The 13315-nt window shown below is 35.8% G+C and carries 15 protein-coding genes; 9 read left to right on the top strand and 6 right to left on the bottom strand.

What is annotated here, in order from left to right; genetic code table 11:
- The first annotated feature begins 313 nt into the window (after positions 1-313).
- The 3 genes from cccA to JFT95_RS19095 all read left to right on the top strand — a co-directional run bounded on the left by cccA (position 314) and on the right by JFT95_RS19095 (position 2662).
- Complete coding sequence (cccA, locus tag JFT95_RS19105; protein ID WP_002015178.1) at positions 314-670, top strand: cytochrome c550; 357 nt, start codon at positions 314-316, stop codon at positions 668-670.
- A gap of 166 nt (positions 671-836) precedes the next feature.
- On the top strand, positions 837-1544 hold the full coding sequence (locus JFT95_RS19100; RefSeq protein WP_002190695.1) for a tRNA (adenine(22)-N(1))-methyltransferase: 708 nt from the start codon (positions 837-839) through the stop codon (positions 1542-1544).
- Entirely contained in the window at positions 1541-2662 is a 1122-nt protein-coding gene (locus JFT95_RS19095; RefSeq protein ID WP_002190694.1) for a Nif3-like dinuclear metal center hexameric protein, read from the top strand. Before JFT95_RS19100 ends, JFT95_RS19095 begins: the two co-directional genes overlap by 4 nt.
- 40 nt (positions 2663-2702) lie before the next feature.
- On the opposite strand, the gene JFT95_RS19090 is transcribed toward JFT95_RS19095, so the two are convergent.
- Both JFT95_RS19090 and vrrA read right to left on the bottom strand, forming a co-directional pair.
- On the bottom strand, positions 2703-3653 hold the full coding sequence (locus JFT95_RS19090; RefSeq protein WP_002015175.1) for a 4-hydroxy-3-methylbut-2-enyl diphosphate reductase: 951 nt from the start codon (positions 3651-3653) through the stop codon (positions 2703-2705).
- An 89-nt stretch (positions 3654-3742) separates the two neighbouring features.
- The gene (gene vrrA, locus JFT95_RS19085; RefSeq protein ID WP_002138368.1) at positions 3743-4456 is read right to left on the bottom strand and encodes a VrrA/YqfQ family protein; all 714 of its coding nucleotides are present in this window, start codon (positions 4454-4456) and stop codon (positions 3743-3745) included.
- A 179-nt stretch (positions 4457-4635) separates the two neighbouring features.
- Between vrrA and JFT95_RS19080 the strand changes: the two genes are divergently transcribed.
- Positions 4636-5946, top strand: coding sequence for a DEAD/DEAH box helicase (locus JFT95_RS19080; RefSeq protein ID WP_002015172.1), 1311 nt, complete (start codon positions 4636-4638; stop codon positions 5944-5946).
- A 249-nt stretch (positions 5947-6195) separates the two neighbouring features.
- A complete protein-coding gene (locus JFT95_RS19075; protein WP_002088660.1) occupies positions 6196-7092 on the top strand; it encodes a deoxyribonuclease IV in 897 nt (298 codons plus the stop codon).
- Between the two features lie 19 nt (positions 7093-7111).
- Here the strand turns inward: JFT95_RS19075 and JFT95_RS19070 are convergent, their stop codons facing one another.
- Positions 7112-7366, bottom strand: coding sequence for a DUF2624 domain-containing protein (locus tag JFT95_RS19070; RefSeq protein ID WP_002088657.1), 255 nt, complete (start codon positions 7364-7366; stop codon positions 7112-7114).
- Positions 7367-7517: 151 nt separating this feature from the next.
- Here JFT95_RS19070 and JFT95_RS19065 point away from each other — a divergent pair, with 151 nt between their 5' ends.
- The 4 genes from JFT95_RS19065 to JFT95_RS19050 all read left to right on the top strand — a co-directional run bounded on the left by JFT95_RS19065 (position 7518) and on the right by JFT95_RS19050 (position 10607).
- On the top strand, positions 7518-8396 hold the full coding sequence (locus JFT95_RS19065) for a YitT family protein (protein WP_002015168.1): 879 nt from the start codon (positions 7518-7520) through the stop codon (positions 8394-8396).
- Between the two features lie 180 nt (positions 8397-8576).
- Complete coding sequence (locus JFT95_RS19060) at positions 8577-9347, top strand: metal ABC transporter ATP-binding protein (protein WP_002015167.1); 771 nt, start codon at positions 8577-8579, stop codon at positions 9345-9347.
- Positions 9347-10180, top strand: a complete 834-nt coding sequence (locus tag JFT95_RS19055; RefSeq protein WP_002015165.1) for a metal ABC transporter permease — start codon at positions 9347-9349, stop codon at positions 10178-10180. Before JFT95_RS19060 ends, JFT95_RS19055 begins: the two co-directional genes overlap by 1 nt.
- A gap of 13 nt (positions 10181-10193) precedes the next feature.
- A complete protein-coding gene (locus tag JFT95_RS19050) occupies positions 10194-10607 on the top strand; it encodes a Fur family transcriptional regulator (RefSeq protein ID WP_002015164.1) in 414 nt (137 codons plus the stop codon).
- An 84-nt stretch (positions 10608-10691) separates the two neighbouring features.
- Here JFT95_RS19050 and ispG read toward each other — a convergent pair whose 3' ends face one another.
- The 3 genes from ispG to yqgB all read right to left on the bottom strand — a co-directional run bounded on the left by ispG (position 10692) and on the right by yqgB (position 13171).
- The gene (ispG, locus tag JFT95_RS19045; protein ID WP_198285196.1) at positions 10692-11801 is read right to left on the bottom strand and encodes a flavodoxin-dependent (E)-4-hydroxy-3-methylbut-2-enyl-diphosphate synthase; all 1110 of its coding nucleotides are present in this window, start codon (positions 11799-11801) and stop codon (positions 10692-10694) included.
- Between the two features lie 165 nt (positions 11802-11966).
- Positions 11967-12338, bottom strand: a complete 372-nt coding sequence (locus JFT95_RS19040) for a hypothetical protein (protein WP_201052965.1) — start codon at positions 12336-12338, stop codon at positions 11967-11969.
- 65 nt (positions 12339-12403) lie between these two features.
- Positions 12404-13171: a protein YqgB gene (gene yqgB / locus JFT95_RS19035; RefSeq protein WP_002034056.1), complete on the bottom strand. Its 768-nt coding sequence runs from the start codon at positions 13169-13171 to the stop codon at positions 12404-12406.
- Positions 13172-13315: the final 144 nt, after the last annotated feature.

Raw genomic sequence — 13315 nt, 5'->3', positions numbered from 1 at the left:
ATCGGCAACGATTACAATTTCTTGTAATTTATTTTACAGAATTGTCTTTTGATTTGCAAATGCTCATTTTTCGATTTTTCGATTTATTTTGTTTATTATATACAAAATAATATGTAGAAAAGTAAAAAATATGATGAGAAACGTTAGTAATTATCGAAATAATATGCGATATAATAGTGAAAATCAATAAAATGAATTTACGGAATATTTTTAACAAGTAGTAGTTTACTCTTTTCTGATAGGGCGTTTTCAAGTACAATATAAATGACTGAATCATCTAACTATTTAGCGGTATAGAGGGGGGAGAAGAGATATGAAACGTAATCCGTTGATTCCGTTCGCTCTTATTGCAGCATTAGGTATTATCGTTATGTTTGTATTTTCATTTCAGGGGCTAAATAAATCTAAAGAGTTAGCTGATGCAAAAAATGGTGGGAAACCAGCACAAACAGCATCAAAGCCAGAGGATATTGTAAAGCAAAGCTGTACGAGCTGTCATGGTGATCAGTTACAAGGAGCGGTAGGCCCTAATTTACAAAAAATTGGTGGGAAACTTTCAAAAGATGAAATTAAAGAAGTTCTGTCAAAAGGAAAAGGAAATATGCCAGCTAATTTAATTCCAGCTGATCAAGCAACGAAAGTAGCTGATTGGTTATCGAAGAAAAAATAAAGTATAGAAAAACAAGTCTTTTGCTTTTTGCAAAAGGCTTGTTTTTCTATACTATCTAAAATACGATTAGTAATAGAGAATTGAAGTATTGTTATGGACTTGCAACAACTACTATAAATTCATTATCATGGAGACAGACTGAGAAGAGAAGGAGTAATGGAAATACATGAATGAAGTAAAGCTTTCGAAACGATTAGAAGAAGTTGTGAGGGAGATTCCGGTAGGCTCTACAGTAGCTGATATTGGATCGGATCATGCGTATTTACCGTGTTATACAATTATAAATAATATTGCTACAAAAGCAGTTGCAGGAGAGGTTGTAGATGGACCGTTTCGCTCTGCACAAGCAACTGTAGCTGAAAGTGGCTTACAAGATAAAGTAGACGTTCGTAAAGGGAATGGATTAGCTGTTATAGTGCCAGGAGAAGTAGATGTTATTACGATTGCTGGTATGGGTGGAGCGTTAATTCGTGACATTTTAGAAAGTGGTAAAGAAAAATTAGAAGGTGTAACACGTTTAATCTTACAGCCGAATATTGCAGCACACCATATCCGTGAATGGTTTATTGAAAATGGATGGGAGCTTATCCGTGAGAAAATTGTAATAGAAGACGGAAAGATTTACGAGATTTTAGTCGGAGAGCGAGGAGATACAGCAGTACCTTACTCTGAAAATAAACAAGCTGAATTGTTTATGGGTCCATTTTTAATAAAAGAAAAAAGTGAAGCTTTTATTGAAAAGTGGGAAGGGGAATTGAAAAACTTCCAAAATATTTTAAAACAGTTAGAACGTGCAGCAGAGTCTGAAGAGACAAAAGCGAAGCGTGCAGAAGTAGAAGCGAAAATGAAAATGATAGGAGAGGTTTTATCATGAGTAAAATTCCGAATGGTCATGAAATTATTTCTTTGTTTGAAGGTATGTATCCGAAGCATTTAGCGATGGAAGGGGATAAGATTGGCTTACAGATTGGAGCGCTTAATAAACCTGTCCAGCACGTATTAATCGCGTTAGATGTAACTGAGGAAGTTGTGGACGAGGCGATCCAATTAGGAGCGAATATCATTATAGCGCACCATCCTTTAATCTTTAATCCATTAAAAGCGATTCATACAGATAAGGCGTACGGAAGAATTATTGAAATGTGTATTAAAAATGATATTGCGGTTTATGCCGCACATACAAATGTAGATATTGCTAAGGGCGGGGTAAATGATTTACTTGCTGATGCGTTAGGGTTACAAAATACAGAAGTATTAGCTCCTACATATGCAGAAGAAATGAAAAAAATTGTTGTATTTGTTCCAGTAACCCATGCAGAAGAAGTGCGCAAAGCTCTTGGAGATGCGGATGCAGGTCATATCGGTAATTATAGCCACTGTACGTTCGGTAGCGAAGGGGTAGGTACGTTTATCCCTCAAGAAGGTACAAATCCTTATATCGGAGAAACTGGGCAGTTAGAACGTGTGGAAGAGATACGTGTCGAAACGATTATTCCAGCTTCATTACAAAGAAAAGTTATTAAAGCGATGTTGGCAGCCCATCCATATGAAGAAGTGGCATATGATGTATATCCGCTTGATAATAAAGGTGAAACATTAGGTCTTGGTAAAATAGGGTATTTACAAGAAGAAATGACGCTTGAGCAGTTTGCTTTACATGTGAAACAATCATTACATGTAAAGGGTGCAAGAGTTGTTGGAAAGTTAGATGATAAGGTGCGTAAAGTAGCTGTACTTGGTGGTGACGGTAATAAATATATAAACCAAGCGAAATTTAAAGGAGCAGATGTATATGTAACAGGTGATATGTATTATCATGTTGCTCACGATGCGATGATGATTGGTTTAAATATAGTCGATCCAGGACATAACGTTGAAAAAGTAATGAAGCAAGGTGTACAAAAACAATTGCAAGAAAAAGTAGATGTGAAGAAATTCAATGTACACATTCACGCTTCGCAGTTACATACAGATCCATTCACATTTGTATAAGAAAAATAAAAACCGTTGCTCATGTAGGCAACGGTTTTTATTATTGTTCTTTTTTCACTTTTACACGAGGTAGTATCTTTTGAAGTGGTACTTTTCGAATTCTGTCCCATGTAGCTGGATTCATTGGGTCATATTGATCTAAGAAAGCAATAACTTCTTTTGTAATTGGCGTTGGAGTAGAAGCACCTGCTGTAACAGCTACGTTTTCTACACCTTGTAGCCATTCTAATTGGATTTCACTTACGTCTGCAACGCGGTATGCTGTCGTACCAGCGATTTCTTGTGATACTTGTGCTAAACGGTTTGAGTTGTTACTTTTCGGATCACCGACAACAATTGTTAAATCTGCAACATCAGCTTGTTTAGCGACAGCTTCTTGGCGAACTTGAGTTGCTAAACAAATTTCCTTGTGGAATTCTGCTGTTGGGAATTTTTTCTGAATGTCCTCCATTAAATGTTGAACATCCCATTGACTCATTGTTGTTTGATTCGTAACTAAAATTTTATCCGTTGGAATTTCTAGTGTTTTTAAATCATCAGCTTTTTCGATAAGATGAACGATATCAGGTGCGATACCAACTGCGCCTTCTGGTTCTGGATGATTTTTTTTGCCGATATAAATGACATGGTATCCTTCAGCTTTCTTTGCTTCGATAAGGTCATGTGTTTTTGTAACATCTGGACAAGTTGCATCAATTGTCGTTAAACCTTTTTCTTTTGCACGTTGTTTAACTTCTGGAGAAACACCGTGTGCAGTGAAAATAACAGTACCAGAATCGATTTTATCTAAAATTTCTAATCGACTTGGACCGTCTAATGTAATGATGCCATCCTCTTCGAAAGCATCTGTGACATGCTTATTGTGAACAATCATACCTAAAATATAAATGGGTCTCGGTAATGATTTATCTAATGCGGCGTTACGTGCAATAACCATTGCGTCAACAACACCATAGCAATAACCACGAGGGGAAATTTTAACAATCTTCATGTGAGTAATCCTCTCCTTCTAAACAAGGGATACTTTTGTGCATAGTCCATTACATTATAAAGGAGGAGTGGATAGAAAACAAAGGATTGTTACACATATAGTTTTGGTTTTGTTGCTGATTGTTGAACGGGTTCTTTCGGAACCTCTTTTTCTATTACCGGTTCAAGCACTATTTTTTTTCGTTTCCTTTTTGGAGGTGGAGGAGGTGGAGTTGCTACCTCAACCTGTTCTGTTGCATCTTCAGTTTGATTTTCTTCCGTACTTTTTCCAGAGGTGAGGATTTTAACAATGCTTGGTAGACTACGCATAATGGGACCGTACTGTTCGACAACAGGACCGACAGATTGCACGACTTGAGATACTTTTTCGATATTATTTATCATATTAGTTGGGTTCGAAATTAAATTTGAAAAAAAACTACCGATGCCGCTGCTAGATGCCGCTGCAGTTGTAGCTGACGCAGCACCACGTGTATCATTTGATTCATACATTTGAGGTGGTATCATCTGCTCTGGATATTGCTGCATGTATGGCTGATATTGTTGTGTATATTGTTGTTGGTATGGCTGTTGCTGTTGATATTGGGGCGGCGGTTGTTGGTGCATCATCGGTGGCCCTTCCATTTGTCGATAAGGAGGGACCATTTGCATGAAAGGTTCGGTTGGATCGTGTTTTTTAAAGAGTTTAGCAAGGAAACCTTTCTTTTTTTGAGCCATCGGTGGTAGTTGTGGAATCGGATATGGTGTGTAAGATTGTTGTCCTCGATTCGGATACATTTGTCTTATAGGGGATTTCGGAAACATGTGGGAAATCCTCCTTTCTTCAGTTAGGTATATACACATACAATATGCAATGGAAGGAAAGAAGGTTAGTTTTTGAGATAAAAACCTAAACTAAAGATGGATTTTACTTGTAGATTTCGATATAATGTAGACTTGACTGATTTGTGCGCAGTAGAAATTTTAGAAAGAAGGTGTAACTTATGACACTACAAACTTTTACACAGTATGATTTTAAACCATTTTTAATAGATGCAGTTCGTGAACTACGCTTTACAGAGCCAACAGGAATTCAAAAGAAAATTTTCCCGGTCGTGAAAAAAGGTGTGAGTATAATTGGACAATCCCAAACTGGTTCTGGGAAAACACATGCATACTTACTTCCTACGTTAAACAGAATTGATGCAAGTCGTGAAGAGGTACAACTTGTTATTACAGCGCCTACTCGTGAGTTAGCACAACAAATTTACGAAGAAATTGTGAAACTAACAAAGTTCTGTGCAGAAGATCAAATGATTACAGCACGCTGTTTAATTGGTGGAACTGATAAACAACGATCAATTGAAAAGTTGAAAAAACAACCTCATATTGTAGTTGGAACGCCAGGACGTATTAAAGATTTAGTAGAAGAAAAGGCGCTATTTGTTTATAAAGCGGATACTATTATTGTCGATGAAGCGGACTTAATGCTTGATATGGGATTCATTCAAGATGTAGATAAAATTGCGGCACGTATGCCTAAAAATCTGCAAATGTTAGTTTTCTCTGCAACAATTCCTCAAAAATTAAAACCATTTTTGAAGAAATATATGGAGAATCCAGAACATATTCATATTAATCCGAAGCAAGTTGCAGCAGGAAATATTGATCATTACCTTGTGCCTTCAAGACACCGTAATAAAACTGAATTAGTGAAAAATATGCTACTTCAATTTAAACCATATTTAGCAATTGTCTTTACAAACACAAAGAAGAAGGCTGACGAAGTAGCCGATGGATTAGCAGAACGTGGATTAAAAGTAGGGCGTATACACGGTGATTTATCACCACGTGATCGTAGAAAAATGATGAAACAAGTTCGTGATTTAGAGTTCCAATACATTGTCGCAACAGATTTGGCGGCACGCGGTATTGATATTGAAGGAATTAGCCATGTTATTAACTATGAACTTCCACCAGATTTAGATTTCTTCGTTCACCGTGTTGGAAGAACTGCACGTGCGGGTCATTCAGGTATTGCAGTGACGATTTATGATCCAGCAAATGAAGAAGCGTTAGATAGTTTGGAAAAACAACGTCATATCGAGTTTAAACATGTAGATTTACGCGGAGATGAATGGGCGGATTTAGGTGACCGTCGTCGTCGTAAGAGCCGTAAAAAACCAAGTGATGGACTAGATGTTATGGCAACAAAAGTTGTTAAGAAGCCGAAAAAAGTAAAACCAAACTATAAACGAAAACTTGCAACAGAACGTGACAAAGTGAAGAAAAAATATAGCAATAAAAAAAGATAAGGGATTTCCCTTATTTTTTTTATCTCACTGCTTGAGAGAAAGTCGATTAATGTAGACTAATAATTAGTGAGGGGTAGAAAAAACGTTGACTAAAGTTTCGCTTTATTGGGTTAATTTAAGTATAGAGTTCAGATTGTTTGAATAGTCCGTTTAATTTATGTAGTGCCTTTTGTGTGAACAAACAATTCGCTACATATTTCTACAAATTATGCTATCATTATATCTATTGTATATTGAAGAGGTGATTGTATGTTAAAGATTGGATCTCATGTTTCTATGAGTGGTAAGAAAATGTTATTAGCAGCAAGTGAAGAGGCTGTTTCATACGGTGCAACGACGTTTATGATTTATACAGGTGCACCGCAAAATACACGAAGAAAACCAATTGAAGAATTGAACATAGAAGCAGGAAGAAAACATATGGAACTAAACGGTATTGAAGAAATTATCGTACATGCGCCATACATTATTAATCTTGGGAATACGACGAAGCCAGAAACATTCCAATTAGGTGTAGACTTCCTTCGCATGGAAATTGAAAGAACATCGGCATTAGGTGTAGCGAAACAAATCGTTCTTCACCCAGGTGCGCACGTTGGTGCAGGAGCGGATGCTGGTATTCAACAAATTATTAAAGGGCTTAATGAAGTATTAACGCCAGAGCAGACGGTTAACATTGCGTTAGAAACGATGGCAGGAAAGGGAACGGAATGCGGTCGTAGCTTTGAAGAAATTGCGAAAATTATTGATGGTGTGAAATATAATGAAAAACTATCTGTATGTTTTGATACGTGTCATACGCATGATGCAGGTTATGACCTTGTAAATGATTTTGACGGTGTGTTAAACGAATTTGATAAAATTGTTGGGATAAATCGTTTACAAGTACTTCATATTAACGATAGCAAAAATGTACGCGGAGCTGGAAAAGACCGTCATGAAAATATTGGTTTTGGTCATATTGGCTATAAGGCATTGCATCACATTGTGCATCACCCACAACTTACGCACGTACCAAAAATTCTTGAAACGCCGTATGTAGGTGAAGATAAAAAAGATAAGAAGCCACCATATAAATTAGAAATCGAAATGCTGAAAAATGGTACTTTTGATGAAGGAATTCTTGAAAAAATTAAAGCACAATAAGGAGGGGATTTTCCCCTCCTTATTTTAATAGCTGCTGAAATAAAATATTTACTTGTTGGGCAGTGGCAGGAGTAGTTACTTTAGCGATTTGTTTTAACAAATCTAGTCGCTCGGTATTATCGTAAATGTTAATGTTTTTCCCTTTCATAAGTAAAACGATTTTATCAGCTTGTGCAGTTGTGATTGGAACTTCGTATTCTTTACTATATTTCAATAGTTCTTTTGTGGAAATATGATTTAATTTTTTGTTCACAATTTGTTTAATGAGGTTCATCGTGTTGTCCTCCTTCACACGTTCTTCTATCGAAATATATGTACGCATAGCTTGTACATATTCGTATCAAGGTGCATTTTTTCAATGGGGAAAAGAAGCTTATGTTATAATATAAGAACAAAACTATAGATAAAGAGTATAAGGAGGACTTATGGAAAAAAAGCAACATCGAAAAGAAAGTGTTATTCATCTTGTATATCGTTTAGTTATGATTGTCTTTGGGGCAGCGTGTGCGGCGGTAGCGATTGAACTGTTTTTAATGCCAAATAAAATTATTGATGGTGGAATTATTGGTATTTCTCTTATATTAGATTATCTTACTCCTAATATTTGGTGGTTAAGCTTTTCTACTTTAGTTGTTATCCTCAACATTCCTTTTATGTACTCCGGGTATAAGCAAATTGGAAAAACATTCATGTTATCTTCAGCATTTGGAATTGTAGCTTTAGCATTTATTGAATCAACGTTGCATGCTATCCCGCCATTTACAACAGAGCCGATTTTAGCAACAGTTTTCGGCGGTCTTATTTTAGGGATTGGTGTAGGACTTGTTATTCGTCATGGTGGATCGTTAGACGGGACCGAAATTATGGGAATTCTATTAACGAAGAAATTACCGTTTTCTGTTGGTGAATTCGTAATGTTTGTGAACTTATTCATTTTTGCATGGGCAGCATTTGTGTTTGGTGTTGAACAAGCGATGTATTCTGTTATGACGTACTATATCGCATTCAAAACAATTGATACGGTAATTCAAGGATTAGACGAAACGAAAGCAGTTTTAATAGTATCGGATCAATATGAGGAAGTATCAAATGCGATTTTACACCGCCTTGGTCGTGGAACAACAAAACTTGTTGCTAAAGGTGGCTATACAGATAAAGAAAAAGAAGTTATTTATGCAGTTGTAACACGTCTGGAAGTGACGAAGTTAAAATCAATTGTGCATGAAATTGATGAAAACGCATTTGTTACGATTATGAATACACAAGAGACAAATGGTGGTAAGTTTAAATCAGCAATTCACTAAAAAGTTAATTGTAATATCTTTTGAAAGCAGAGAATTATTCTCTGCTTTTTGTTATAATAATAAGGTTTCTTGAAATAAAGAATATATTTTAGGCAGATTGGTTTACAACTATAATAAGCTGTACTATAATTCAAATAGAGATAAATCGGAATCATTCTGAATTAAAATAGGTGAGATGCTATGAATAATATATTGGAAATAGAAGGATTAACGTTTCGGTATGAAGATCGCAACGTGTTAGAAGATATTAATTTGCAAGTTCCGAAGGGAGCTTTTTTAGGTTTAGTTGGACCGAATGGTTCAGGGAAATCGACTTTACTTAAATGCTTATTGGGTGTTTTAAAACCAAAGCAAGGAAGTATTAGATTGTTTGGCATTGATAGTAAGAAATTTAAAGAGTGGAATAAAGTTGGGTATGTATCCCAAAAGGCAAGTAGCTTTAACTCAGGTTTCCCGGCAACTGTTTTCGAGGTTGTTTCAATGGGGCTCGTTTCGAAAAAAGGGCTTTTTCGCTTTTTTACGAAAGACGATAATGCGAAAGTAGAAAAAGCGATTGCTGATGTAGGTATGAGCGAGTTTCGAGGTCGCAACATTGGAGAACTTTCTGGTGGACAACAACAGCGTGTATTTATTGCTCGTGCACTTGTAAGTGATCCGGAATTGCTTATTTTGGACGAGCCTACTGTTGGGATTGATGTGAAAAATGTGGCAAGTTTTTATGAGATACTAGAGGATTTAAACAAAAGATTGGGAATTACGTTAATTCTTGTTACGCACGATATGGGTGCTGTAACAGAGAAGGTGACGCATGTTGCATGTTTGAATCAGCATTTACATTTCCATGGGAATGTAGAGAAATTCCGAGAGTTAGAAGATGCAGAAATGTCGATTTTATATGGACATCATGTTCATCGCTTAGAACATGAACATGGGCATCACGGGAGGATATAATGATACAGGATTTTTTACAATATGATTTTTTACGTAATTCCTTATACGCTGGTATTTTAATAGGGCTTGTCGCACCACTTATCGGCGTGTTCGTTGTAATTCGCCGCATGTCGCTTATTGCGGATGCATTAAGTCATGTGACGTTATCAGGAATTGCAGCAAGTTTATTACTTGAAAAGACAATCTTTACCGGTGGGTTTTTAAACCCTTTATATATGGGGATGTTTTTTTCAATCGGTGGAGCATTGCTAATTGAAAAATTACGTACTGTATATAAACATTATCAAGAGTTAGCAATCCCGATTATACTTTCAGCAGGGATGGGGATTGGAGTTATCTTCATCTCACTTGCTAATGGATTCAATACGGATTTATTTAGTTATTTATTTGGTAGTGTAAGTGCTGTAACAAGTGCGGATTTAATTATTATTGGTATAGTAGCAATTGTTGTTATTGCGACGATTGTTTTATTATACAAAGAGTTGTTTTTACTATCATTTGATGAGGAATACGCTGTATCAACCGGTTTAAGTGCAAAGTGGATTCACTTTATCTTCATTATATTAGTTGCTCTTGTAATTGCGGTATCAATGCGTGTTGTAGGTGTTCTTCTCGTATCATCTTTAATGACGTTACCAGTTGCAGCAAGTATTCGTATTGCAAAAGGATTTAAACAAACAATTTTCTTTTCCATTTTATTTGGTGAAATTGCAGTAATTGGTGGAATGTTTGCTTCGTATCAACTTGATTTAGCTCCAGGTGGTACAATTGTTATGATAGCGGTTCTTATTTTAATTGGTGCAATTTTATGGAAAAAGAAAAAAACTGCATAAAGTAGGGATAGGTATGAATCTAACAGAAGCTTTACGCCTAATGAAGGAAAAGGGATACAAACATACGGGGAAAAGGGAAGAGATGCTGAGATTATTCGCAGCTCATAATCGTTATTTAACTGCGAAAGATGTTTTAGAGCATATGAAGGGTGATTATCCAGGACTTAGTTTTGATACGATTTATCGTAATTTAACGGTTTTTGCTGAAGTCGGTGTTTTAGAGCAAACGGAATTAAATGGTGAAAAGCATTTCCGTTTTACATGCTCCATTATGGAACATCATCATCATTTCATTTGTTTAGATTGTGGTGGTACGAAAGAGATTAATTCCTGCCCGATGGATTTTATGAATAAAGATTTTAAAGGTTATGAGGTAACGGGGCATAAGTTTGAAATATATGGTCGTTGCCCAAAATGTGCAAAATGAGAGGGCTCGTCAGTTATATAACTGACGAGTTTTTAATTTGAATGTAAAAAAAGGTTGCTCACAAAAATTGTGGCAACCTTCTTTTTATTGTTCTTGTTCTTGTTTTTCTTTTTCTTTTTCTCGTTCGGCAGCCATTTCAGCAGCGATTACATCAATTTCTTTTTTCAGTTCTTCTACCATTGTTTCTTCTGGTACTTTACGAACGACTTGCCCTTTACGGAATAATAAACCTTCTCCGCGTGCACCGGCAATACCGATGTCAGCTTCACGAGCTTCACCAGGACCGTTTACGGCACAGCCGAGTACTGCAACCTTAATTGGAACTTTAAGTGTGGAGATGTATTCTTCAACTTCATTAGCAATGCTAATTAGGTCGATTTCAATACGACCACAAGTTGGACAAGAAATAAGTGTTGCGGCATTAGATGCAAGACCGAATGATTTTAATAGTTCACGTGCAACTTTTACTTCTTCAACTGGATCAGCGCTTAAAGAGATACGAAGTGTATTTCCGATGCCTTTACTTAAAATTGCTCCAAGACCGGCGGCGCTTTTTACAGTCCCAGCAAACAATGTTCCTGATTCTGTAATACCTAAATGTAATGGATAATCAAAAGCGCGAGCAGCTTTTTCGTATGCTTCAATTGCTAAGTTAACATCAGAGGCTTTCATTGATACGATAATATCGTGGAAATCTAAGTCCTCTAAAATTTTAATATGGTGCAGTGCGCTCTCGACCATACCATCAGCAGTTGGATATCCATACTTTTCTAAAATATGACGTTCTAATGAGCCGGCATTTACACCGATACGGATTGGAATGCCACGCTCTTTCGCTGCATTTACAACAGCTTCTACTTTATGGCGACGTCCAATGTTACCTGGATTGATACGTACTTTATCAATGCCGCCTTCGATTGCTTTTAAAGCAAGGCGGTAATCAAAATGAATATCAGCAACAAGTGGAATGTTGATTTGTTTTTTAATATCAGCAATAGCATTTGCTGCGCGTTCGTCTGGAACAGCAACACGAACAACTTGACAGCCAGCTTCTTCTAAACGTTTAATTTCAGCAACTGTAGCCTCAACATCATGCGTTTTTGTTGTCGTCATACTTTGTATAATTAATTCATTGTTACCGCCAATTGTTAAATTACCGACTTTAACTGGACGTGTTTTTGTGCGTTGAGTCATTTCATTCACGAATTGATCGCTCTCCTTATAAAAGAAGTTTCTTATTTTAGTCCCTTACATCAATGATAGTATGTGTGAGAAAGGGCTATAGAAACCAAAGTACTCGGTTTCACTTTTACTATTGTATCAGCGCCTTTATGTAATTGACAAGGATTAAGTGATTGCTTATTGATATAAGGGGAATTTATAAGACTTTCCAACTTGGATTTTTGTAGCAGATGTATTTTTATTTAATTGCTTAAAATCATCAATTACTTTTTCAATAGAAGGAATTTTTTTCTTATTAATCGCTTCTGTAATAGAAAGAACTGTATCACCAGTTTTTACTTCGATTGCTTTATAAGCTGTATCCGTTTCTTTTTCTTTTTCTGTTTCTTTCTCTTTATTTTGTTTTGTATCTGTATTTTCTTTTTTTATCGTTTGGGCAGCAGATGTTTTTTTGTATGAACTTAACATCGGTAAAGTACCGATTCTTATGTCGTAATAAAATATATAACCGAGGACAAGCACGAATAAGAGTACACCTAATCTCTTCATATCCTTCACTCCTTTGCTAGGAATATATGCTTGTCCAAAAAAAAAATGCCTATTTAGGCATTTTTTTATAGTTCTTGTTTTTCTTTCGGCTTTGGAACTTCTTTAATTGTTAAGTATAGAACGATTAAAACAACTGCAATGTAAATGAATGTTGCGCCAGGTACGTTTATTTTGAATAAGTCCATAATCATAAAGAAGATTGTTGGAATTGTGTAGCTGTAAGCAGTTAATGTCCAAACTTGTTTATAAGATAATTTGCGTTGACCGCTCATCGCAGAACCGATGAAGGCAAGCAATGTAACTCCTACAAAGGTAATAAATAATTGGAACAAGTACAGTAAGAACCCAATAACGAATAATAAGATTGGATAAATACTGTCAAATAACGAAATGAAATCTTGTAAATCTTTTTTCTCAAGAGATGCGCCTAATAAGTCATTATAGGAATATGTTTGTGTTTGACCATTCCCCATGGAGACTACTTTATCTTTTAAAACAAATAAACCTGTTTTATTTTGATATTTTTCTAAGTCTGTTGAATTTGGATCAAATACGAAAAGGGCATTTCCATCTTCTTTTTCGATAGGTTGATCAATATCAGCTGTTAGCTCGCCATTTTCAATTTTAAAATCAGGTAAATCTTTTTCGATTACTTTATTTACCATGTTAACACCATCTTGAATAACGCTACCGTACAAGAAAGTTCTTGGAATAGTAGTGATTAGGCAAAGAAGCATAATATACAAAATGGTTTTACCGATTTTTTGAAAACGGAAAAGCGCCATATCTTTAGGCGAATATACGCTTTTTGCTAGCTGTGTAAAAATGGACATAGATTCACTTCCTTTATGTATGTATAAAATCATTGTAACGTACGAATCTAGAGAAGCTCAAGATATATTATATTTACATATAGTAGAGAGGACTAAATTCCTTCTTATTAATTTACTTCTTTTAGTAGAGAAAAATACAATTGA

The organism is Bacillus sp. TH17, from assembly GCF_016651125.1.
Taxonomy (GTDB): Bacteria; Bacillota; Bacilli; order Bacillales; family Bacillaceae_G; genus Bacillus_A; species Bacillus_A mycoides.
The sequence above is the reverse complement of the archived record's forward strand: the minus strand, read 5'-3'. Positions and strand labels throughout refer to the sequence as shown.